Origin of the sequence: Oleiagrimonas sp. MCCC 1A03011 (assembly GCF_003267965.1) — a bacterium.
Classification (GTDB): Bacteria; Pseudomonadota; Gammaproteobacteria; order Xanthomonadales; family Rhodanobacteraceae; genus Oleiagrimonas; species Oleiagrimonas citrea.
This window is the reverse complement of sequence record NZ_MSPY01000002.1, coordinates 204923-226267: the sequence shown is the minus strand read 5'-3', so window position 1 is coordinate 226267 and position 21345 is coordinate 204923. Positions and strand designations below refer to the sequence as shown.

Here is a 21345-nt window from a genome sequence, read left to right as displayed (position 1 = left end):
CTAGCACTCTAAAGGTTGGAGTGCTAAGGAGCCGGGAAAGTTCCGGCGCCGCATAACTGTACTTAATAGTACACCAAGTCCAGACAAAGTCAATCTGTGGCGGTCTGTCGCAGCGTTTCCAGCGGCGGCAGCGACCAGTCGATCGGCGTCTGGCCGTGGGCTTCCAGGTACTGATTCGCGCGGGAAAAATGCGCGCAGCCGAGAAAGCCGCGGTGCGCCGACAACGGCGAGGGATGCGGTGCCCGCAGGATGCCGTGACGCCGGCTGTCGATGCGCTTCGCCTTGCTGCCGGCGTGGCTGCCCCAGAGCAGGAAAACCAGGTTTTCGCGCTCCTGGTTCAGCACATCGATGACGTGGTCGGTGAACCCTTCCCAGCCCTTTCCGCGATGCGATGCGGCCTGGCCGCGTTCCACCGTCAGCACGGTGTTGAGCAGCAACACGCCGCGATCGGCCCAGGGCGTCAGACAACCGTGATCCGGACGCGGGATACCGAGATCATTCTCGATTTCCTTGAAGATATTGACCAGCGAGGGTGGCGCCGGCACGCCGGGACGGACGGAGAAACACAAGCCGTGTGCTTGGCCCGGACCGTGATACGGGTCCTGGCCCAGGATCACGACTTTCACCATGTCGAACGGCGTGTGGTCGAACGCTGCGAAGATTTCCCCGCCGGGCGGATAGATCTCCTTGCCGGCGCGCTTCTCGGCGCGCAGGAAGTCCCCCAGCGCCTGCATGTCCGGTCGCTGGAAGTAGTCGCCCACGCGCTGCTTCCAGGAGGGTTCCAGTCGCAGTTCGCTCATCGCTTCATCCTTGATCGGTTCACTCCGCCGTGGCCGCAGCCCGTTCGCGCAGATGGCGCGATACCCGCAGCTGGAACAGCAACTTGGTCATCAGCAGGCGCTCCTCGACCGGCTTCTCGACCAGGTCATTGGCGCCGGCGCGGATCAACTCGGCCTGCTTGTCGGGGTTGTCGTCGCCGGTCATCACCAGCACCGGAAGCTGCCCCTTGTTGTAGCCGTATTCGCCGCGCAGCTTGCGCAGCAGGTCGCCGCCGGTCAGCTCGCCTTTCAGGGTGACGTCGGTCAACACCACATCGGCGCCGATGCGGCCCTGCACCTTGGCCGTCTCCAGCCGCGCCAGCGCGTCCTCGACGCTGATGTCGTGCAACACGCTGAGGCCGTGCTTCTCCATCATGCGTCGCGTGGCGAGGGCGACGACGCGGCTGTCCTCGATATACAGGACCTCGCCCTCGGCCTGATCGTCCGGGCGCACGTAGCCGCGGATGAAGTCAGCCAGGGCCTTGAAGCCCAGCGACTTGTCGAAATAGTCGGTAACGGCATCGCCCAGGCTGCGATCGCGCAGGCGCTGGTCGACATCGCCGGAAATCACCACGATCGGCACGTAGGTCTGCGTGACCTGTTCGCGGATGTGCCGGGCCAACTCGATACCATCGATATCTGGAAGCCGCAGGGACACCGTGACGAAATCGACCACGCCATCCTCGAGCGCCGCGCGCGCTTCCTCACCGCTTCCGCAGCAGACCACCGTCGCTTCCGGCAACTCCTTGCTCAGCACCTGTTCGATGAGCCGACGTACGACTTTCGAACCGTCGACCACCATGACGCGCGGTTCCGCGCTGGCTATGTGTCGACTGATGTCGCCCTTCATGCATGCCCCCGTGTATGTGTACGACTCATCCCGGTCGCCGCAATTGTCGCGCACAAACCAGCCGCGCGCCGAGCCAACCCAACGCCGCGGCCAGCACCGGCACCAACGCGAGCAGCCCCCACGGCAAACCACCGAAGTCCAGCCGGCCACCGTAGCTTGCGGCCAGACGCGCCACCGGTGCGGCCAACGCCCATTCCAGCAGAAGCGTCAGCAGGGTGGCGACCACGCCGCCCGCCAGACCGTACCAGAGACCGGCATAGACATAGGGGCGACGCACGAACGCCGGACTGGCGCCGACCAGACGCAGCACCGCGATCTCGTCACTGCGCCCCTGGATATCCAGGCGCACGCTGTTGCCGACCACCAGCAGCGCAGCGATAGCCAGCAGCACCGCCAGCAACAGCACCGCGCGTGTGCCGACCGCGAGCAGAGCATCCAGACGCTGACGCCATGCGCCATCGTCCTGCACCTGATCCACACCCGGCTGCGTGCGCAGCCAGGCGATCAACTTCGCGGCCTGGTCGGCATCGATGTGCGCCACCGGGCGAATCACCACGACGTAGGGCAACGGGTTGTAGTCGAGCGATTTCAACGCATCGCTGAAGCCCTGCATGGTGGCCAGCTCGGCCATGCCCTGCTTGGGCGTGCGCACGTCGACGGCATCGACCTCGTCGCGCCCGCGCAACTTGTCCGCCAGCGCCTTGGCATCGCTGGCGTGACCATCCGTCTGCATGAACACGCTGATGGCCTGGGTCTGGCCCAGCGCGGACCCCAGCCGCTGCAGATTGCCCAGCAACAGCGCGAAGGTCAGCGGCAGCGCCAGCGCGAAGCCCATCACCGTGACGGTCAGCAGGGTACTCAGCGGACGTCCGGTGAGCCTCCGCAGGCTGGCTATGAAACCCCAGGCATGCTGCTCGCCCCAGACCGCGACGCGACGCGGACGAGTGCGCGCGGTGCCCGGCTCGCGCTGCGCACGCGCCATCAGGCCATCACCTCGGTCGCCGGCACATCATCGACCAGGCGGCCATGATCGAGCACCAACACCCGCTTGCGCGTGCGCTTGATGAGCATCAGGTCGTGACTGGCCACCAGCACCGTGGTGCCGATCTTCTGGAACTGGTCGAACAACCCCATGATCTCGGCGGCCAGCCGCGGATCGAGATTGCCGGTCGGCTCGTCGGCGATGATCAACGGCGGCTTGGCGACGATGGCGCGGGCGATGCCGACGCGCTGCTGTTCGCCCGTGGAAAGCAGGGCCGGCGCCTGTTTCTCGTAGGCCAGCAGCCCGACCTTTTCCAGCGCCGCACGCACCCGACGGGCGCGCTCGGCCGGCGCGATGCCGGCGATCACAAGCGGCAGTTCGACATTGGCGAACACCGTGCGGTCCATGAGCAAACGATGATCCTGGAACACCATGCCCAGCTTGCGGCGCAGTCTGGGAATCGCGCTGGCGCGCGCCGTGGCCAGATTGCGGCCGTCGACGGTAACGCTGCCGCGCGTGGGGCGCTCGATCATCGCCAGCAACTTCAGCAATGTGCTCTTGCCCGCGCCCGAATGGCCGGTAACGAAGACCATCTCGCCCGGCTCGACATGGAACGACAGCCCGCTGAGGGCTTCCTGGCCGGTGGGATAGCGCTTGCTGACCTGGTCGAAACGGATCACGGACGCCGCGTTGCCTGCAAAAACGCGAGCATACCGTGCCCGCGCCGCGTTGCCATAGACGCGGTGCGCGAATCGTTCATGCCGATGCGCACCACGCCCGCGTTCAAAAGGCTTCGAAGCGAATCAGCGACCGCCGAACAGACGGCGGAAGAAGCCCACCTTCTTCTTCGGCTTGGACTCGCCGGACGACGCCGGCTCGGCATGCACCTGACGGCTTCCTCCCGACTTCGCACTGTTGCCGGCCTTGTCGACTTCGCTCCCGCCGCGACGGCGCGAATCGCCGCGCGAGGAACGGTTGTCCGCGTCAGTCTGCTTGCGCTTGCCGCCCTGAGCCGCCGCATGGTTGCGGTCCTGCGCAGGCTCGCCGCCACGGCCCCGACCGCGGCCGCCACGGCGGCGGCGGCGACGCGGTTTGTCGCCAGCCTCTTCGGTCACCGGCTTGTCGCTGCTCTGTGCGGACGAAGCCTCGTTGTTCGAGGACGACGCGGAGGCCGAAGTGGCCTCGCTGCTGGAAGCCTTCTGCGGCGCATTCGCAGACGAAGCGTTGCCGGCCTCACCGGATGCCGGCTTCTTGCCGCGACGTCGGCGACGGCGCTTGCGCGGCGCGCCCTCGGCAGAACCCTGCGCGGATGCCGTCGATGCGCCCTCGGTGCCGCTCTCTTCAGCGCCCTCGCTCGCGTCCTCGTCCTTGTCCTGCGCGGCATTCGCCGCCTGCGGCAACGGGCGCGGCATCTTCAGCATGGCCGGATCGATGGACTCGACCGGAATCTTCTGCTCGATGTAGGCCTCGATGTCGGGCAGGCCCATGGCGTACAGGTCGCAGGCAAAGCTGATGGCATCGCCCTCGGCGCCCAGGCGCGCGGTGCGGCCGATACGGTGCACGTAGTCCTCGGCGTCCTGCGGAAGGTCGTAGTTGAACACGTGGCTGACGTGCGGGATGTGCAGACCGCGGGCGGCCACATCGGTGGCCACCAGCGTATCGATCTGGCTGTCCTTGAAGCGCTGCAGCAACTTCTGACGCTTGACCTGCGGCACATCGCCGGACAGTGCGCCGACGCTGTAGCCCTGCTTGCGCAGGCGCTCCTTGATGCGTTCGACGGCGGCCTTGGTGTTGGCGAACACGATGCTGCGCTCGGGCTTGTGCTGCGCCAACAGATTCAGCAGCAGCGGCATCTTCTCTTCCTTGGCCGGGAAGTACACCACCTGGCGGACCTTGTCGGCGGTGACATTGTCGGTCTCCACCACCAGCTTCTCGGCCTCGTTCATGTGCTCGTAGGCCAGCTCCAGCACACGGTGGCTGAGTGTGGCCGAGAACAGCAGCACCTGGCGCTCGTCGCGCCCCGGCAGGCGGCGGAAGATGTAGCGCACGTCCTTGATGAAGCCGAGGTCGAACATGCGGTCGGCCTCGTCGATCACCATGACCTCGACCGAGTTCAGCGTGAACACGTGCTGCTTGTAGTAGTCGAGCAGACGGCCGGGCGTGGCGATGATGATGTCGCAACCATCGCGCAGTTGCTGGCGCTGCTTGTCATAGTCGACGCCGCCGTAGATCAGGGCGATGCGCAGGCCGGTATCACGACCGATGGCGCGGGCGTCCTTCTCGATCTGGATCGCCAGTTCACGGGTCGGCGCGATGACCAGGGCGCGCGGGTCGCTGTCCTTGCGGTCGGCCATGGCTGACCGGGTCAGCAGGCGATTCATCATCGCCACCAGGAACGCGCAGGTCTTGCCGGTGCCGGTCTGCGCCTGGCCGGCGACATCGCGGCCTTTCAACGCGACCGGCAGGGTCAGCGACTGGATCGGCGTACAGCGGACGAAGCCGCTGGCATGAATACCTTGCTGCAGGGTCGGATGCAGGTCGAGATTTTCGAAGAAAGTGTCGGTGAGTACGTGTTCAGCCATAAATCCTGGTCCAGCCTGCGAGCCACGGGCCCGCGGCGTTGTGCGGCGCGCCGTGCGTCGGCGCGGCCGTGAAAAGGGGTCGGTGCGGGGGCCATCCGGCGCCCGAGCGCTCGGCCGGCGCGTGCCTGCGCGCCTGTTCTCGGGCGAATCCGGGAGCCGGGGCGCGACCGCCGACTGTCTTCGCGTCGGCTTGAATCCCGTCCCGAGTTGCGCTGGAATGAGCGTCAGCCGCAACGGCCGTCCGCTTGATTTATCCAGCCCCACCCGCCATCTGTGGGTGACATAGTGTAGCCGATGCCGAACGCCGCGTGCGCAGGCCCCGGCGCGACCCCACCCGTAACCACGGAGAGATCCGCAGTGAGCGATCTGATCACCCACATCAATGAAAGCGAATTCGAGACCGAGGTCCTGAATTCGGACATCCCCGTCCTGGTCGATTTCTGGGCCCCCTGGTGCGGCCCGTGCAAGGCCATCGCGCCGATCCTCGACGAAGTGGCCAAGGACTACCAGGGCCGCGTCAAGATCGTGAAGGTCGATATCGACCAGAACCAGAAGACCGCCGTGAACTACAACGTGCGCGGCGTGCCGACCATGATGGTGTTCAAGGGCGGCAAGGTCGAAGCGACCCAGGTCGGCGCCGTGCCGAAGGGCCGCATCACGCAGATGGTCGACGGCCTGCTCTGAGCGCACCGCACCCGGCCGCTGCGGCGCAAGACGCCGCGCGGCCGGATGATTGCGACCAACCGCTCGCAGTGCTAGATTGCCAATCCTGACGACGGGCCGTTCGTGCCCTCGCATCCGAAAGATCCCCGATCCCTCCTTTTTTCCACGGCGCCCTGCGAGGTCCGTTCGTGTCCGATACCGATACCAAGTCCAGCCCCGAGACCCCGCGTCCGGCCGATTCCCCGGCAGCCGAGAAGCCGGCCAAGCCCAAGCGCACGCGCGCCAAGGCCGCCGACAAGGCCGCGAAGCCAGCCAGCGACGCGCCCGCCCCGGCGCCGACGCCCGCTCCGGCACCGGCACCGGCACCCGCTCCCAGCGCACCTGCGCCCGCTCCGGCGTCCGGCAGCAGCGATGGCGGCGACAAGTCGTCCTCCGGCAGTGACGGCGAGAATCAGGGCAAGTCGTCGTCGCAGCAGGGCGGCGAGAGCCGCAACAAATCGCGCAACAACCGCAGCAACAGCAATAACGAGCGTCGCGGCCGTCGTCGTCGCAACGACCGTGGTGGCGGTGGCGGTGGCGGCGGTGGCAACCGCGGCAACGCGCGTGGCGGTCACGCCGGCCTGCCGATGGACGATGACGAGAACCACGACGCCGGCAGCGACGACCGCGTCATCAACCTGACCGAGCTCAAGCGCAAGAACGCCATCGAGCTGCTGAAAACGGCTGACGAACTGGGCGCCCACGAAGGCGTCGCCCGCGCCCGTCGCCAGGACGTCATCTTCAACATCCTCAAGGCTCATGCCCGCTCCGGCGGCGGGATCTGGGCCGAGGGCGTGCTGGAGATCCTGCAGGACGGCTTCGGCTTCATGCGCTCGGCCGACGAGTCCTACCTGGCCGGCCCCGACGACATCTACGTCAGCCCCAGCCAGATCCGTCGCTTCAACCTGCGCACCGGCGACTACATCACCGGCCGCGTGCGTCCGCCGAAGGAAGGCGAGCGCTACTTCGCGATGCTGCGCGTGGAGACCATCAACGGTGATCCGCCGGAGGCCTCCAAGAACAAGATCCTGTTCGAGAACCTGACCCCGCTGTTCCCGCGCACGGCGTTCCACCTGGAGCGCGGCAACGGTTCGACCGAGGACATCACCGGCCGCATCATCGACCTGATCGCACCGATCGGTCGCGGCCAGCGCGGCCTGCTCGTCTCCCAGCCCAAGGCCGGCAAGACGATGATGCTGCAGAACGTGGCCCAGGCGATCACCACCAACCACCCCGACGCCCACGTCATCATCCTGCTGATCGACGAGCGCCCGGAAGAAGTGACCGAAATGCAGCGCACCGTGCGCGCCGAGGTCATCAGCTCGACCTTCGACGAGCCGGCCGTGCGCCACGTGCAGGTCGCCGAGATGGTGATCGAACGTGCCAAGCGCCTGGTCGAGCACAAGAAGGACGTGGTCATCCTGCTCGATTCCATCACCCGTCTGGCGCGCGCCTACAACACTGTCGTGCCCAGCTCCGGCAAGGTGCTCACCGGCGGCGTCGACGCCAACGCCCTGCAGCGCCCGAAGCGCTTCTTCGGCGCCGCGCGCAACGTCGAGGAAGGCGGCAGCCTGACCATCATCGCCACCGCGCTGATCGACACCGGCAGCAAGATGGACGAGGTCATCTACGAGGAGTTCAAGGGCACCGGCAACATGGAAGTGCACCTGAACCGCCGCATCTCCGAAAAGCGCGTGTACCCGGCCATCGACATCAACCGCTCCGGCACCCGCCGCGAGGACCTGCTGATCGCGCCGGACCTGCTGCAGAAGATCTGGATCCTGCGCAAGCTGCTGCATCCGATGGACGAACTGGCGGCCATCGAGTTCATGCTCGACAAGATGAAGAACACCAAGACCAACGACGAGTTCTTCAACGCCATGAAGCGCTGACGGCTCCGCCGTCATGCTTTGCGAGAGAGCCGGCCCCGCGCCGGCTTTTTCGTGTCCAGCCCGCCATGCGCGTCGGCTGCGGCATAATTCCCGCAACCCCGCCTGCAGGAATCCGTCATGCGCATCTGCGTCTACTGCGCCTCGTCCGACCACGCCGACCCGATTTACCGCGATGCCGCACGTGATCTCGGCCGGCGACTGGCCGAAAGCGGGCACAGCATCGTCTACGGCGGTGGCTCGCGCGGCTCGATGGGCGCGGTGGCCGACGGTGCGCTGGATGTCGACGGCCGTGTCACCGGCGTGCTGCCGCGCTTCATGGCCGATCTGGAATGGGGACATCCGGGCCTGACCGAACTACAGCTGGTCGAGGACATGCGCGAGCGCAAGCATCGCCTGCTGACCGGCTCGGATGCGGTCGTCGCCCTGCCCGGCGGTTGCGGCACGCTGGAAGAACTGTTCGAGGCCATCACGCTCAAGCGACTGGGCATCTATCTCAACCCGATCATCCTGCTCGACACGCTGGACTTCTACGCACCGCTGGATGCGTTCATGCGCCAGGTCATCGACGCCCGCTTCATGAATCCCGAGCACGCGCAGATGTGGCAACGCGTGGCCACGCCGGCGGAGGTACTGCCGGCCATCCTCAACGCGCCCGCATGGGACGAGAACGCACGCGACTACGCCGCCGTGCGTCAATGAGCGCTCCCGCCATCGATCCCCGCGTGTAAGCATCTGCCGGCGGACACGGTCCGTATGCATGGACGACGCCCCAAGGAGGCCGACCATGCAACGACGCCGATTCCTGATGGCCACCGGCGCCGGCAGCGCCGTAGTGCTGCTGAGCGCGTGCCGAAACGGCCACGCCACCGAACGCCCACCCGCATCCGGTGCCTGGAAGCTGACCCCGGCGCAGTGGCGCCAGCGCCTGACACCTGCGCAGTTCCACATTCTTCGCGAAGCCGGCACGGAACCGCCCTACAGCAGCCCCCTGGATCACGAAAAGCGCGCCGGTGTCTATCACTGCGCGGGCTGCGCCCTAGCGCTGTACAGCTCCAAGACCAAGTACGACTCGGGCACCGGCTGGCCGAGTTTCTGGAAGCCGCTGCCCAATGCCATCGGTACCTACCGCGACACCCGCCTGCTGATGGCGCGCACCGAGGTGCACTGCCGCCGTTGCGGCGGTCACCTGGGCCACGTGTTCCGCGACGGACCGCCGCCGACCGGTCTGCGCTACTGCATGAACGGACTCGCCCTGCAATTCCGTCCCGGCGAAACAGTCTGATCACGGGCGCCCCCTTTCAATTCGCTGCCGTCGCCCCCACAGTGGTGCGGACCGTTCTTGCAAGGATTCCCGGTGTCCATCCCCAGTTCCGCCAAGGCCACGCCGATCACCGACCCGCGTCAACTGACCGAATACATCGCCAGCGGCGAAAAACCCCGCGCCGCCTGGCGCATCGGCACCGAACACGAGAAGTTCGGTTTCCGCCAGAGTGATCTGCGACCGCCGACCTACGAGGGCGAACAGGGCATCCGCGCTCTGCTCGAAGGCATCGCCGCCCGCCACGGCTGGGACATCGCCCGCGAGGGCGAACTACCCGTGGCGTTGGCGCGCGACGGCGCATCGATCACGCTGGAGCCGGCCGGTCAGCTGGAACTGTCCGGCGCCATGCTCGAGACCATCCACCAGACCTGCCGCGAGGTGAACGGCCATCTGGAGGAAGTGCGTTCGATCGCCGACGGACTCGGCCTCGGCTTCCTCGGCATGGGCTTCCAGCCCAAGTGGAAGCGCGAAGAGATGCCGTGGATGCCCAAGGGCCGCTACGCGATCATGCGCCGCTACATGCCCACACGCGGCGATCTCGGCCTGGACATGATGACGCGCACCTGCACCGTGCAGGTGAATCTGGATTTCTCCAGCGAAGCGGACATGGTGAAGAAGTTCCGCGTCGCCCTGGCGCTACAGCCGGTAGCCACCGCGCTGTTCGCCGACTCGCCGTTCACCGACGGCCAGCCCAACGGCTACCTCAGCTACCGCTCGCACGTGTGGACCGACACCGACCCGGACCGCACCGGCATGCTCGACTTCGTGTTCGAGGACGGTTTCGGCTACGAACGCTGGGTCGATTACATCCTCGACGTGCCGATGTACTTCACCATGCAGAACGGCCAGCCGGTGGACGTCGCCGGACGCAGCTTCCGCGACTTCCTCGCCGGTAAGCTACCGGAACTGCCGGGCGTGACGCCGACCCTGCGCGACTGGGACGACCACCTGACCACCACCTTCCCGGAAGTGCGCATGAAGCGCTTCCTGGAAATGCGCGGCGCCGACGGTGGCCCGTGGAACCGCCTGTGCGCGCTGCCCGCGCTGTGGGTCGGATTGCTCTACGACGACACCGCGCTGGACGCCGCCTGGGATCTGGTCAAGGATTTCACCATGACCGAGCGCAACGCCCTGCGCGACGGCGTGCCCAAGCAGGCGCTGAAGCTGCCGTTCCGCAACGGCACAGTGCGCGACCTGGCGCTGGAGACGCTGAACATCGCGGGCCATGGCCTGAAGCGCCGCGCACAGCACAACGAGCACGGCGCCGACGAGACCATCTTCCTGCAGCCGCTGCTGGAACTGGCCCAGTCCGGCCAGACTCCGGCCGAGCGCAAACTGGAGCTGTTCCACGGCCCGTGGAACGGCAGCGTCGATCCGGTGTTCCGCGAATTCGCCTACTGAGCGACGCACCCTCGTCGCCCCCATGAAAAAGGCCGGCATGACGCCGGCCTTTTTCGTTACTGCATGACGCGGCAGCTTACTTCAGCCCGCGATCCTTCAGCATCGGGCCCACTTCGGGGTCCTTGCCGTAGAAGTCGCGGAACATCTTGCCCAGGTCCTCGGTGTTGCCGCGCGACAGGATCATGTCGCGGAAGCGCTGACCGTTGGCGCGGGTCATGCCGCCGTGGTTCTCGAACCACTGGTAGGCATCGTCGTCCAGCATCTCGGTCCACAGGTAGGCGTAGTAACCAGCCGAGTAGCCGTTGCCCCAGATGTGCATGAAGTAGCTGGAGCGGTAACGCGGCGGCAGGTACGAAAGATCCGTGTGGTTATCCTTCAGCGCCTGCGCCTCGAACTTGTCGACGTCCTTCAGCGGTGCGTCGGCCGGGATCATGTGCCAGCTCATGTCCAGCAGCGAGGCCGACAGCAGCTCGCCCAGCGCGTAGCCCTGGTTGAACTTGGCCGCCTTGTGCAGCTTGGCCACCAGTTCCTTCGGCATCGGCTCGCCGGTCTTGTAGTTCTTGGCGTAGTGATTGAACACCTGCGGATAGCTGGCCCAGTGCTCGTTGAACTGCGACGGGAACTCGACGAAGTCGCGCGCCACGTTGGTGCCGGACAGGCTCGGATACTGCTGGCTGGCAAAGAAACCGTGCAGCGCGTGGCCGAACTCGTGGAACATCGTGGTCACGTCATCCCAGCTGATCAGCGCGGGCTGACCCGGCGCCGGCTTGGTGAAGTTGCACACGTTGTAGATGACCGGCTTGGTGCCCAGCAGCTTGGACTGGCCGACCAGGTTGTCCATCCACGCGCCGCCCTGCTTGTTGTCGCGCTTGAAGTAGTCGGCGTAGAACAGGCCCAGCGGCTTGCCGTCCTTGTCGAAGACCTCGAACACCTTCACGTCCGGGTTGTAGACCGGGATGTCCTTGCGCTCCTTGAACGTCAGGCCGTACAGCTCGTGGGCGGCGTAGAACACGCCGTTCTTGAGCACGTTGTCGACTTCGAAGTACGGCTTGACCTGATTCTGATCCAGGTCGTACTTGGCCTTGCGCAGCTTCTCGGCGTAGAACTCCCAGTCCCAGGCCTGCAGCTTGAAGTGCTTGCCGCTCTTGTCGATCATCGACTGCAGCTCGCCGGCCTCGTGGCGGGCCTTGGCCATGGTCGGCGGCACCAGCGCACGCACGAACTTCAGCACGGCGTCCGGCGTCTTTGCCATCTGGTCCTCGAGCTTCCATGCCGCGAAGTTCGGGTAACCCAGCAGCTTGGCCTTCTCGGCGCGCACCTTGGCCAGTTCGGCGATGGTCTTGCGGGTGTCGTTCGGACCGCCCTTCTCGGTGCGCATGTAGCTGTTCTCGAACAGCTGGTGACGCACGTCGCGGTTGGTCAGCTCGGCCAGCGCCGGCTGCTGCGTGGTGTTCTGCAGCGGCAGCACCCACTTGCCGGTCAGACCGCGGGCCTTGGCCGCCTGTGCGGCCGCGGCGATCTCGCCCTTGGACAGGCCGTCCAGCTTGGACTTGTCGTCGACCACCAGCGCACCGGCCTTGGTCGCGGCCAGCAGCTTGTTGACGAACTGCGACTCGAGCTTGGAAGCCTGCTCATTGAGGCTCTTCAGCTTGACCTTGTCGGCGTCGGACAGCTTGGCGCCGTGATGCACGAAGTCGTTGTAGTACCACTCCAGCAGACGTTCGGACTCGGGATCGAGTTTGAGCGAGTCACGCTCGTTGTAAAGCGTCTGGATACGCTGGAACAGCTTGTCGTTGAGGTAGATCGCATCGCTGTGCGCGGCCAGCTTCGGCGCCATGTCCTCGTTGACCTTGCTCAGCGCGTCGTCGGAGTTGGCCGAGAACAGCGCGTTGAAGTCCATCTGCACGCGGTTCAGGGTCTGGCCCGACTTCTCCATCGCCACCAGCGTGTTGTCGAAGGTCGGCTTGGCCGGGTTGTCGGCGATCTTCTGCACTTCGGCCAGCTGTTCCTTCATACCCTGCTCGAAGGCGGGCGCGAAATCGCTGTCCTTGATCTTGTCGAACGGCGGCGCCTGGAACGGCAGGTCGCTCTTGGCGAGTAGCGGATTCTCGCGCGTCTTGGCCGGCGCCGAGCCGGTCGGCGCGGGTGCGCTGGCCTGCGAGCCGGCGGCCGCCTTGTCGGACGGAGACGAAGACTGCGAGCAGCCGGTCACCGCCACGATGGCGGCGATCGCGGCGGCAAGTGTGATGGTACGCATGCTGTACATCGCGAATGGATCCCTTGCAGACGAAAACTGGATTCCGGCCGGGGCCGAAAACGATAGACCACCGGCCACTCTACCTGCGCCGAGCGCCCGGCACCAAGTGCCGCACCCGCACGCGAGCGTCAATTCAGCGCAGCGCGGCAACCGCGTCCTGCAGGCGCGCGGCGGCCTTCTGCGGCAACGGCCCGTGTTCCAGCACGCCCAGGCACGGCGCCGGCATCCGCGCGCGCAGCGTGTCGATGTTGGCGTCGGCCATGGCCATGTCGGGATCGACGCGATTGCCGACCCAGCCCAGCAGACGGCGGCCATCGGCCTGGATCGCACGCGCGCTGAGCAGGGCGTGGTTGAGCGCGCCCAGGCGCAGTCCGACGACCAGGATCACCGGAAGCTCCAGCGCCTCGGGAATCGCCGAGGCCAGCAGATCGTCGCGCAACGGCACCATCCAGCCGCCAATGCCCTCGACCACGGTGACGTCACATTGTGCGGCCAGCGCGTCGTAGGCCGCACGGATGGGTTCCATCGTCACCGTCACGCCGTCCTCGCGCGCGGCCAGGTGCGGCGATACCGGCGCGTTCATGGCGAACGGATTGACCTGCGCGTACGGGGGCTGCGGATCGCTGGCCGCCTGCAGCGCGACGGCGTCGGCATTGCGCAGCCCGTCGGGCGTGGCGTCGCAGCCGCTGGCGACCGGCTTCATGCCGCAGACTTTCAGGCCCGCACCGCGCAGCGCGTGGATCAAGGCCACGCTGGTGTGGGTCTTGCCGATTTCGGTGTCGGTGCCGGCGATGAACACGCCGCGCACGGCGGGCGTACCCGCGATATGCGTTTCATTCATGATGATCACGTTAAAGATGGAAGTGTCGCCATTGCAGCGACCGGATTCGTCACCATGTGAGGATACTACGTCGTCCCCAGGAGCCCGTTCCGATGTTCCAAGCCGAGCCGCTCGACTTCACCGACAAGCCCGCCGCCTACGCCGAACTGGCCACCCAGGCCCGTGGCCTGCTGCACGGCGAGCGCGACCTGATCGCCAACGCGGCCAATTTCGCCGCACTGCTGTATCACGCGCTGCCGATGGTCAACTGGGCCGGCTTCTACTTCTTCGACGGCGAGGAACTGGTGGTCGGCCCGTTCCAGGGGCAGACCGCCTGCGTGCGCATCGCGCTCGGACGCGGCGTGTGCGGCACGGCTGCGCAGACTCGCGAGACCCAGGTCGTCGAGGACGTCAACGCCTTCGCCGACCACATCGCCTGCGACGCCGCCTCGCAGTCGGAGATCGTCGTGCCGCTGGTGCGCGCGGACGGCTCGCTGCTGGGCGTGTGGGACGTGGACAGCCCACACGTGGACCGCTTCGACGACGCCGATCGCGCCGGCATGGAGCAGCTCTGCACAGTGTTCATGGCGGCCGTGAACGCGGCCGACGAAGCCGGTTAAGCCGAAGCCTCGGCGTCCGGCGTCCCTTCCAGCATCTCCATGATGGTCCCGCGCGCCGACTCCAGACCGCTGCCGGCACTGGAGGAGAAACTCTGCACGCTGGCGGGCCAACCCTCGCGACGGCACAGGGTGCGGGCGCGCTCCACGGCCGCGGCAGCCTGACCGCGCGAAAGCTTGTCCGCCTTGGTCAGCAGCAGATGGCACTGCAGGCCGCTGGCGCTGCAGAAGTGCAGCATCTGGCGGTCGAACTCCTTCAGCTCGTGACGGATGTCGGCGATCAGCACCACGCCGCACAGGCTTTCTCGCTGATTGAGGTAGGCGTCGATCTCCTTGCGCCAGTGCGCGCGCAGCGACTCCGGCACCTTGGCGTAACCGTAGCCCGGCAGATCGACCAACCGCGTGTGCTCGTCGAGCGTGAACACCACCATCTGCTGCGTGCGTCCGGGTGTCTTCGACGTGCGCGCCAGCGCACGCTGGCCGGTCAGCGCATTGAGCGCGCTGGACTTGCCGGCATTGGAGCGGCCGGCGAAGGCCACTTCGGCGCCGGCGTCGTCCGGTAACTGTGTGACCTTGTGCGCGGCCAGTGCGAAGCGCGCGCGTTGTAGCGGATTGGAACTCATCGGGGAAACCTTGTGCTGGAACCGGCGCGGATGCCGGTCGTTTGACCGGCCCCTTGCGCGCGGGGATAATTCTGAAGTTTAGTCATAACCCCAATGCAGTACCGGGCTTTCGGGAGACAGTGTATGAGTTTTCGGCGTGTAGTGGCTCTGGCCGCCACCCTGGTCGCTGGCGCGGCCATGGCGCAGAGTGCCCCTCAGCAAGCCGCTCCGGCAGCGGCAGGCTCGTCCGCCCAGATGGCGGCAGCCGCGCCTGCCAAGCCGACCGGTCCGCTGCCGGGCGACGCGAAAGCGGGTCAGGCCAAGGCCGCCGTGTGTGGTGCCTGCCACGGCATGGACGGCAACTCATCCGATGCCCAGTACCCCAAGCTGGCCGGCCAGAACGAAGAATACATCTCGCGCCAGCTGCACAACTTCAAGAGCGGCAAGCGCCAGAATCCGATCATGCTGGGCTTCGCTTCGCAGCTGTCGGAGCAGGACATGGACGACGTCGGCGCCTACTTCATGACCAAGCGCTCGCGTCCGGGCGTGGCCGACGAGAAGCTGGCCGAGGCCGGTGGCAAGCTGTACCGCGAAGGCGACGCCAGCCGCGGCATCCCGGCCTGCATGGCCTGCCATGGCCCCGACGGCCGCGGCAATCCGGGCGCGGTCTACCCGCAGCTGGCCGGTCAGCATGCGCAGTATTTGCAGAAGACGCTGACGGCCTGGCACGACGGCACAGTGTGGGGCAGCGACGATCATTCCAAGATCATGCCCGCCATCGCCAAGCGCCTGACCACGCAGGATATCGCGGCCGTCTCCAGCTACCTGGAAGGTCTGCACACCGCCGCTGACAGCAAGGCCGAGAGCGCCGCGCCGTAAGGCACGCTCGCGGCAAAGCCACCCCGCCCCGCTGCATGGCGGGGCACAGGCTCCCGTCCTGAAACGTGACACCGGCATCGGCTCGGGAGCCGTTCTTCCACGGAGAGTCCCGATGCGCAAAGCACTGCCGATCCTGATCTGTTCCCTGTTCCTGGCCGCCTGCGGCTCCCACTCCAGCGACGCCGACAAGGCCGCTTCCGCGCCGACGCCGGCCGCCGCACCGAGCGCGCCCGCCAGCGCCCCGGCTGCGAGTCCCGCCATGTCGTCCAGCGCGACGCCGGCCGCCAGCGACAGCGCTGCCGCTCCGTCCAGCGGCGACGACACCGGCAGCGACAGCGCGTCCACCGCGCCGGCCATCGATCCCTCCAAGGTCGACTTCAAGGACACCGGCAAATGGGTGGCCGGCAAGAACTACTTCGTGATCAGCCCGGCCCAGCCCAAGGTCACCTCCACCAACAAGGTCGAGGTCGTCGAGATCTTTTCCTGGGGTTGCCCGGCCTGCAACGCCGCACACCCGCTGGTCGACAGCATGCGCAAATCGCTGCCCGACTACGCCACCATGGTGTACCTGCCGGCCGCGTTCCGCCCGGATGAGAACTGGGTCGTCTATCAGCGTGCCTTCTACACCGCGCAGGCACTGGGCGTGGCCCGCAAGAGCTACGATGCCGTCTTCGACGCCGCCTGGAAGAGCGGCGAACTGGCCACCTATGACCTCTCGACGGGCCGTCCGAAATCGCGCGACGAATGGCCCGGCATCGACGCCTTCGCCAAGTTCTTCGCCAAGCACTACGGCGTGAACGAAAAGCAGTTCCTGGGCGTGGCCAAGTCGTTCAGCATCAACACCAAGATGAAGCGTGCCGATGAACTGCTGAAGGCCTACGGTGTCCCTAGTACGCCGACCTTTGTCGTCGACGGCAAGTACCGCTTCGACTTCCGCAGCGCCGGCGGCGGACCGCAGGCCATCGAGCTGGCCAAGTGGCTGGCCGCCAAGGAAGCCTCCGGCCACTGAACCGGAACCCTTGCAGGACTTTTCACGGAGAACACCATGATCAAACGCATCGCCCTGCTCGTGCTTGGCATCACCCTGGCCAGCGCCTGCTCGGCCAAGGATGACGGCTCGGTCCAGGCCGCGTCGTTCACCAACGGCAACGAGTACGTGACCATCCAGCAACCGAAGCGGCTGTCGAGCAGCGGCAAGGTCGAAGTGGTCGAGGTGTTCTCCTACGGTTGCGTGCACTGCGCGCATTTCGCACCGGATGCCGAAAAGCTGCGCAAGTCGCTGCCCAAGGGCGTGCAGTTCAAACTGCTGCCGGCCTCGTTCAGCCCGGCCTGGGAACCGTACGCCCGCGCCTACTACGCCGCGAAGCAGCTTGGCGTGCTCAAGCAGACGCACCTGGAACTGTTCAAGGAAAAGTTCGAGGAACGCTACCCGATCAACACGCTCGACGAATTGGCCGATTTCTATGCCCGTCAGGGCGTCGACAAGGCGAAGTTCCTGCAGGCCGCCAATTCCAAGCAGACCGACATGGCCATCGCTCGCGGCAACGCGCTGATCCGGGACTGGGGCGTCGACGGCACGCCGACCATCGTGGTGGACGGCAAATACCGCAGCAACCACATCAAGAGCTACGACCAGTTGCTGAAGCTGACCCACTGGCTGGTCCAGCGCGAACTGAAGAAAGGCTCCTGAATCCATTCCTGAACACGGCGGCGGCGCGACCACGCGCCGCTTGCCGATGTCCTTCGCGGACCGCTACCTTGGCGCCATGACCGGCTCCACATCCCGAACCCTTCGCGTGCTCAGCTGCAACATCCTGGCTGGCGCCAGCGTGCAGCGCTATCGCCAGTACGTGACCCGCAGCTGGGCCAGCGTGCTGCCGACGCGCGCCAAGCAGGACAACCTCGACAGTCTCGCGCGCATTCTTCCGAAGTTCGACCTCATCGGCCTGCAGGAAACCGATGCCGGCAGTCTGCGCTCGGGCTTCCGCAACCAGACCCGCTACCTGGCGGAGTCGTCCGGCATGCCGTTCTGGAGTCATCAACCGAACCGGCAGATGGCGCGCCTGGCACATTCGGCCAATGGCCTGATCAGCCGGCTCGAACCCACGCAGGTCGTCGACTATCCGCTGCCCGGACGCGGACGCGGCGCGCTACTGGCGCGATTCGGCGAAGGCGAGGACGCGCTGGCCGTGGTCGTGGCCCACCTTTCGCTGGGGCCACAGGCACGCGAGCGGCAGCTGGCATTCATCGCCGAATTGCTAGGCTCTCATCCACACGTGATCCTGATGGGAGATCTCAACACCGACCCGGACAGCAGCGAGATGCGCCGCCTGTTCGCGCGCACGTCGCTGCAACCGCCCACCGATGCCGCGCCGACGTTCCCGAGCTGGCGCCCGCGCCGCGCCATCGATCACATTCTGCTGTCTCCGGACCTGCGTCTGCGCCGTCAATGGACGCTCCCGGACGCCTTCTCCGACCACCTTCCGCTCGCCGCGGAGATCGAACTGCCCATGGAGCTGGCCATGCACTGACCGGCTCCGCCAACGGAAGCATTCTGCCCATGGAATTGTTGCTGTCGAACGCACCGAATATCGCGCGAAGGGGGCTCCGCGCACTGGCCCTGCTGGCAAGTTGCGGGCTGCCGACGCTGGCCGCTCATGCCGCGGCCCAGCACGCCGCGAAGAACACGACACCCGCCTCGTCCCGCCAGGCGCAGCGCGCCGCCTTCATCCAGGCCTACGCCAGCGCCGAACGCGGCGACCCGGCCTGGAAGAAACAGGCGACCTCACTCAAGCACTACCCGTTGTATCCATACCTGCAGGCAGCGGCGCTGGAAAGCCAGCTTCGTACCGTCACCCGCAAGCAGGTCGAGGCGTATCTGCAGGCTTGGCCGAACATGCTTCCGGCGCATGACTTGCGTCGCGATTTTCTGCATGAACTGGCGCGCCGTCGGGACTGGACCGGCTTCAACGCGCTGTATCGCCCCGGACTCGGCGCGACGCTGACCTGCGATCACCTTCAGGGCCGGCTGGCCGCCGGCCACGCACTGACGTTCGACCGCGATCTCGCCGGCCTGTGGAAGCACGCCTCCCTGCCCGCCGACTGCGATCCGATCCTGAGCTGGGCGCACGACCACAAACTGCTGACCCGCAAGCGTCTTTGGCAGCGCATCGATCGCGCCGTCGACGCCGGGCGCGGCGGCACCGTGGCTTCGCTGGGGCGCTGGCTGCACGGACGCGACGCCCGTCACGCCCAGCACCTGGCGCTGGCGCTGCGCGATCCCGCGCGCGCCGCCGCCGACGCCGTGCACTGGCCGGACGACACCCGCAACCGCCAGGCCGCCACCATCGCCATGCGCCATTTGACGCGCAAAAGCAGCGACCAGGCCGACGCACTGTGGCCAAAACTTCGCCGCCAGCTGCACTTCACCAAATCCCAGCGCCGCGATATCGAACACGACATGGCGCTGTTCCGCGCCACGGACTTCACCCACGACGCGATCCAGCGCCTACGGGCCCTGCCGGCCGACGCGCAAAGCGACGCCACGCGCGGTTGGCGGTTGCGCGTGGCGCTGGCCCGGCGCGACTGGCAAGGCGTGCTCGATGCCTACGCGGCCATGCCGGCCGTGCAACAACACGACAACGAGTGGCGCTACTTCCACGCCCGCGCGCTGAGTGCGATGGGCTACAAGCATGCCGCCCACAAGGCCTACGCCGAACTGGCGGGTCAGACCACGTATTTCGGCTTTCTCGCCGCGGACCGCCTGCACGAGCCGTACACGATCTGCCCAGCGCACGCGACCGATGCACCGCTCGACGAAACGGCCCTCCTCGCCAACCCCGGACTGGACCGCGCCTTTGAACTGTATGCCGTGAACCAGCCCAAGCTGGCGCGCCGCGAATGGGTGCACGCCCTGCGCGGCGCCAGCGCCGCCACCCGTCGACAGGCGGCGATGCTGGCCTACCAGCGCGGCTGGTATGACCGCGCAATCTTCACCTTCAGCAGCGGCCACGCAATCAAGCTGTACAACCAGCGCTTCCCCCTGGCGCGCCGGTACCGCGTCAGCGAACAGGCCGAGGATGCCGGCATCGATCCAGCCTGGGCCTACGCCCTGATCCGAGCCGAGAGCGCCTGGGTGACCGACGCCCACTCTGGCGCCAGCGCCTATGGCCTCATGCAGTTGCTCCCGAGCACCGCGCGGGAGCTCGCCAAGCGCCTGAAACTTCCCTATGGCGGCGCCACGGATCTGTTCGATCCCAAGCTCAACATCGCCCTGGGCACACACTATCTGGCGAAGATGGCGGCACGCTACGGTGGTGCCCCATGGCTGGCCAGCGCGGCCTACAACGCAGGACCCAAGCAGGTCGACAAATGGCTCTCCGCACGCGGCGACCTGCCACCGGACATGTTCGTCGCCACCATGCCTTTTCACGAGACACGTGACTACGTGGCCAGCGTGATGGCCTTCAGCGTGCTCTACGACTGGCGTCTGCATCAACGCATCGTCCCGCTGGCGCAACGCATGCCGCGCTTCGGCAAGCCGTACATGCCACCCACCGCGAGCACGCCACGTGAAGCCGTGCAGTGTCCGAGCACGCAGACGGCTTCCGCAGCCGCCAAGCCCTGAACAGGGTAGGCGACCGTCGCGCGATCAAGCACAATTCGGCCTACATGAAGACCAAGACTCTCGTTCTGCTCGGTGCGACCGGTTTCGTCGGCCGCTATCTGGTGCCCCGGCTGGCGGCGGACGGTCATCGACTGACCCTGCTTTCACGCAACCGCGAGCAGCACCGCGCACTGGAAGTGCTGCCCAATGTGCGCGTGCGCAGCGCCTCGGTCCACGAGCGCGGCGTGCTCACCGAGCATTTCCGGGATGCCGATGCCGTGATCAATCTGGTCGGCATTCTCAACGAGACGCGCCACCAGCGCTTCGGCGACGTCCATGTCGCGCTGACCCGCACCGTCATCGAGGCCTGCGGCGATGGCGGCGTGCCTCGCCTGCATCAGATGAGTTCGCTGAAGGCCGGCCAGGGACTGTCGAATTACCTGAAGTCGCGTGGCGAAGCCGAGGCCATCGTGAAAGCCTCGGCGCTGGACTGGACCCTCTACCAGCCGAGCGTGATCTACGGTCTCGGCGATGGTCTGATCTCGCGCTTCCATGCCCTGCTGCGCATGGCGCCGGTGATGCCGCTGGCTCGGCCGGACGCGCTAATGGCGCCGGTCTTCGCCGGCGATGTCGCCGAAGCCATCGCCCGCTGCGTGGCCGACGACACGCTGAGCAGCCGACGCACCTTCGAACTGTACGGTCCGGAGACCTACACGCTGGAACAGATCGTGCGCATGATCCGCGACGCGGCCGGTCTGCGCCGGGCCGTGGTCGGATTGCCGGACACGCTGGGACGCCTGCAGGCACGCGTACTGGGCCTGCTGCCGGGCAAGCCCTTCACGCTGGACAACTTCAAGTCGCTGCGCACGGCCTCGGTCGGCAAACGCGACGGCCTGAAAGAACTGGGCATCAAGCCGCATCATTTCGCGACCCTGCTGCCGATCCTGGTCGCCGACGCAGGACGGCAACGCCAGCTCGACCGCATGCGCCGGCAGCCGCGCTGACCGTCGCTTGCG

General features: G+C 66.6%; 20 protein-coding genes. 12 read left to right on the top strand and 8 right to left on the bottom strand.

Features of this window, described 5'->3' with window-relative positions:
* Positions 1–89: 89 nt before the first annotated feature.
* From ung to BTJ49_RS04630, 5 genes are all read right to left on the bottom strand, one after another.
* Positions 90–800, bottom strand: coding sequence for a uracil-DNA glycosylase (gene ung / locus BTJ49_RS04650; RefSeq protein ID WP_113064206.1), 711 nt, complete (start codon positions 798–800; stop codon positions 90–92).
* 19 nt (positions 801–819) lie between these two features.
* Positions 820–1668, bottom strand: coding sequence for a response regulator (locus BTJ49_RS04645; protein WP_113064205.1), 849 nt, complete (start codon positions 1666–1668; stop codon positions 820–822).
* 25 nt (positions 1669–1693) lie between these two features.
* A complete protein-coding gene (gene ftsX, locus BTJ49_RS04640) occupies positions 1694–2650 on the bottom strand; it encodes a permease-like cell division protein FtsX (protein ID WP_113064204.1) in 957 nt (318 codons plus the stop codon).
* Positions 2650–3330 (bottom strand): cell division ATP-binding protein FtsE, encoded by a 681-nt coding sequence (ftsE, locus tag BTJ49_RS04635; RefSeq protein ID WP_113064203.1) that lies wholly within the window; start codon positions 3328–3330, stop codon positions 2650–2652. The genes ftsX and ftsE overlap by 1 nt, the downstream gene beginning before the upstream one ends.
* Before the next feature lie 123 nt (positions 3331–3453).
* Positions 3454–5232, bottom strand: coding sequence for a DEAD/DEAH box helicase (locus BTJ49_RS04630; protein ID WP_113064202.1), 1779 nt, complete (start codon positions 5230–5232; stop codon positions 3454–3456).
* A 357-nt stretch (positions 5233–5589) separates the two neighbouring features.
* Between BTJ49_RS04630 and trxA the strand changes: the two genes are divergently transcribed.
* The 5 genes from trxA (at position 5590) to BTJ49_RS04605 (ending at position 10548) form a co-directional block, all read left to right on the top strand.
* Positions 5590–5916 carry a thioredoxin gene (gene trxA / locus BTJ49_RS04625; protein WP_113064201.1) on the top strand — a complete coding sequence of 109 codons (327 nt, stop codon included), beginning with the start codon at positions 5590–5592 and terminating at the stop codon, positions 5914–5916.
* A gap of 167 nt (positions 5917–6083) precedes the next feature.
* The gene (gene rho / locus BTJ49_RS04620) at positions 6084–7826 is read left to right on the top strand and encodes a transcription termination factor Rho (protein ID WP_113064200.1); all 1743 of its coding nucleotides are present in this window, start codon (positions 6084–6086) and stop codon (positions 7824–7826) included.
* Positions 7827–7943: 117 nt separating this feature from the next.
* A complete protein-coding gene (locus BTJ49_RS04615) occupies positions 7944–8525 on the top strand; it encodes a TIGR00730 family Rossman fold protein (RefSeq protein ID WP_113064199.1) in 582 nt (193 codons plus the stop codon).
* Between the two features lie 85 nt (positions 8526–8610).
* Entirely contained in the window at positions 8611–9108 is a 498-nt protein-coding gene (gene msrB / locus BTJ49_RS04610; RefSeq protein ID WP_206098368.1) for a peptide-methionine (R)-S-oxide reductase MsrB, read from the top strand.
* 72 nt (positions 9109–9180) lie between these two features.
* Positions 9181–10548: a glutamate--cysteine ligase gene (locus BTJ49_RS04605; protein ID WP_113064197.1), complete on the top strand. Its 1368-nt coding sequence runs from the start codon at positions 9181–9183 to the stop codon at positions 10546–10548.
* A gap of 76 nt (positions 10549–10624) precedes the next feature.
* Here the strand turns inward: BTJ49_RS04605 and dcp are convergent, their stop codons facing one another.
* Both dcp and bioD read right to left on the bottom strand, forming a co-directional pair.
* Complete coding sequence (gene dcp, locus BTJ49_RS04600; RefSeq protein ID WP_113064551.1) at positions 10625–12805, bottom strand: peptidyl-dipeptidase Dcp; 2181 nt, start codon at positions 12803–12805, stop codon at positions 10625–10627.
* Positions 12806–12938: 133 nt separating this feature from the next.
* Entirely contained in the window at positions 12939–13646 is a 708-nt protein-coding gene (gene bioD / locus BTJ49_RS04595) for a dethiobiotin synthase (RefSeq protein ID WP_113064550.1), read from the bottom strand.
* 92 nt (positions 13647–13738) lie between these two features.
* On the opposite strand from bioD, the gene BTJ49_RS04590 reads away from it, so the two are divergent.
* Positions 13739–14245 (top strand): GAF domain-containing protein, encoded by a 507-nt coding sequence (locus BTJ49_RS04590; RefSeq protein WP_113064196.1) that lies wholly within the window; start codon positions 13739–13741, stop codon positions 14243–14245.
* On the opposite strand, the gene yihA is transcribed toward BTJ49_RS04590, so the two are convergent.
* Entirely contained in the window at positions 14242–14865 is a 624-nt protein-coding gene (yihA, locus tag BTJ49_RS04585) for a ribosome biogenesis GTP-binding protein YihA/YsxC (RefSeq protein ID WP_113064195.1), read from the bottom strand. The two genes, BTJ49_RS04590 and yihA, sit on opposite strands and share 4 nt — an antisense overlap.
* Before the next feature lie 123 nt (positions 14866–14988).
* Here yihA and BTJ49_RS04580 point away from each other — a divergent pair, with 123 nt between their 5' ends.
* The 6 genes from BTJ49_RS04580 to BTJ49_RS04555 all read left to right on the top strand — a co-directional run bounded on the left by BTJ49_RS04580 (position 14989) and on the right by BTJ49_RS04555 (position 21333).
* On the top strand, positions 14989–15723 hold the full coding sequence (locus tag BTJ49_RS04580) for a c-type cytochrome (protein WP_113064194.1): 735 nt from the start codon (positions 14989–14991) through the stop codon (positions 15721–15723).
* Between the two features lie 112 nt (positions 15724–15835).
* The gene (locus BTJ49_RS04575; RefSeq protein ID WP_113064193.1) at positions 15836–16732 is read left to right on the top strand and encodes a thiol:disulfide interchange protein DsbA/DsbL; all 897 of its coding nucleotides are present in this window, start codon (positions 15836–15838) and stop codon (positions 16730–16732) included.
* 36 nt (positions 16733–16768) lie between these two features.
* Positions 16769–17413, top strand: coding sequence for a thiol:disulfide interchange protein DsbA/DsbL (locus tag BTJ49_RS04570; RefSeq protein WP_113064192.1), 645 nt, complete (start codon positions 16769–16771; stop codon positions 17411–17413).
* A 76-nt stretch (positions 17414–17489) separates the two neighbouring features.
* Positions 17490–18254, top strand: coding sequence for an endonuclease/exonuclease/phosphatase family protein (locus tag BTJ49_RS04565; RefSeq protein WP_113064549.1), 765 nt, complete (start codon positions 17490–17492; stop codon positions 18252–18254).
* Positions 18255–18283: 29 nt separating this feature from the next.
* Complete coding sequence (locus tag BTJ49_RS04560) at positions 18284–20350, top strand: transglycosylase SLT domain-containing protein (RefSeq protein ID WP_113064191.1); 2067 nt, start codon at positions 18284–18286, stop codon at positions 20348–20350.
* On the top strand, positions 20308–21333 hold the full coding sequence (locus tag BTJ49_RS04555; protein ID WP_343125516.1) for a complex I NDUFA9 subunit family protein: 1026 nt from the start codon (positions 20308–20310) through the stop codon (positions 21331–21333). The genes BTJ49_RS04560 and BTJ49_RS04555 overlap by 43 nt, the downstream gene beginning before the upstream one ends.
* Positions 21334–21345 lie beyond the last annotated feature (12 nt).

Coding starts and splice junctions, on each gene's coding strand:
- ung (WP_113064206.1), bottom strand. CDS start 800: ATGAGCGAACTGCGACTGGAACCCTCCTGGAAGCAGCGCGTGGGCGAC.
- BTJ49_RS04645 (WP_113064205.1), bottom strand. CDS start 1,668: ATGAAGGGCGACATCAGTCGACACATAGCCAGCGCGGAACCGCGCGTC.
- ftsX (WP_113064204.1), bottom strand. CDS start 2,650: ATGGCGCGTGCGCAGCGCGAGCCGGGCACCGCGCGCACTCGTCCGCGT.
- BTJ49_RS04630 (WP_113064202.1), bottom strand. CDS start 5,232: ATGGCTGAACACGTACTCACCGACACTTTCTTCGAAAATCTCGACCTG.
- BTJ49_RS04615 (WP_113064199.1), top strand. CDS start 7,944: ATGCGCATCTGCGTCTACTGCGCCTCGTCCGACCACGCCGACCCGATT.
- msrB (WP_206098368.1), top strand. CDS start 8,611: ATGCAACGACGCCGATTCCTGATGGCCACCGGCGCCGGCAGCGCCGTA.
- dcp (WP_113064551.1), bottom strand. CDS start 12,805: ATGCGTACCATCACACTTGCCGCCGCGATCGCCGCCATCGTGGCGGTG.
- bioD (WP_113064550.1), bottom strand. CDS start 13,646: ATGAATGAAACGCATATCGCGGGTACGCCCGCCGTGCGCGGCGTGTTC.
- BTJ49_RS04590 (WP_113064196.1), top strand. CDS start 13,739: ATGTTCCAAGCCGAGCCGCTCGACTTCACCGACAAGCCCGCCGCCTAC.
- yihA (WP_113064195.1), bottom strand. CDS start 14,865: ATGAGTTCCAATCCGCTACAACGCGCGCGCTTCGCACTGGCCGCGCAC.
- BTJ49_RS04580 (WP_113064194.1), top strand. CDS start 14,989: ATGAGTTTTCGGCGTGTAGTGGCTCTGGCCGCCACCCTGGTCGCTGGC.
- BTJ49_RS04575 (WP_113064193.1), top strand. CDS start 15,836: ATGCGCAAAGCACTGCCGATCCTGATCTGTTCCCTGTTCCTGGCCGCC.
- BTJ49_RS04570 (WP_113064192.1), top strand. CDS start 16,769: ATGATCAAACGCATCGCCCTGCTCGTGCTTGGCATCACCCTGGCCAGC.
- BTJ49_RS04565 (WP_113064549.1), top strand. CDS start 17,490: ATGACCGGCTCCACATCCCGAACCCTTCGCGTGCTCAGCTGCAACATC.
- BTJ49_RS04560 (WP_113064191.1), top strand. CDS start 18,284: ATGGAATTGTTGCTGTCGAACGCACCGAATATCGCGCGAAGGGGGCTC.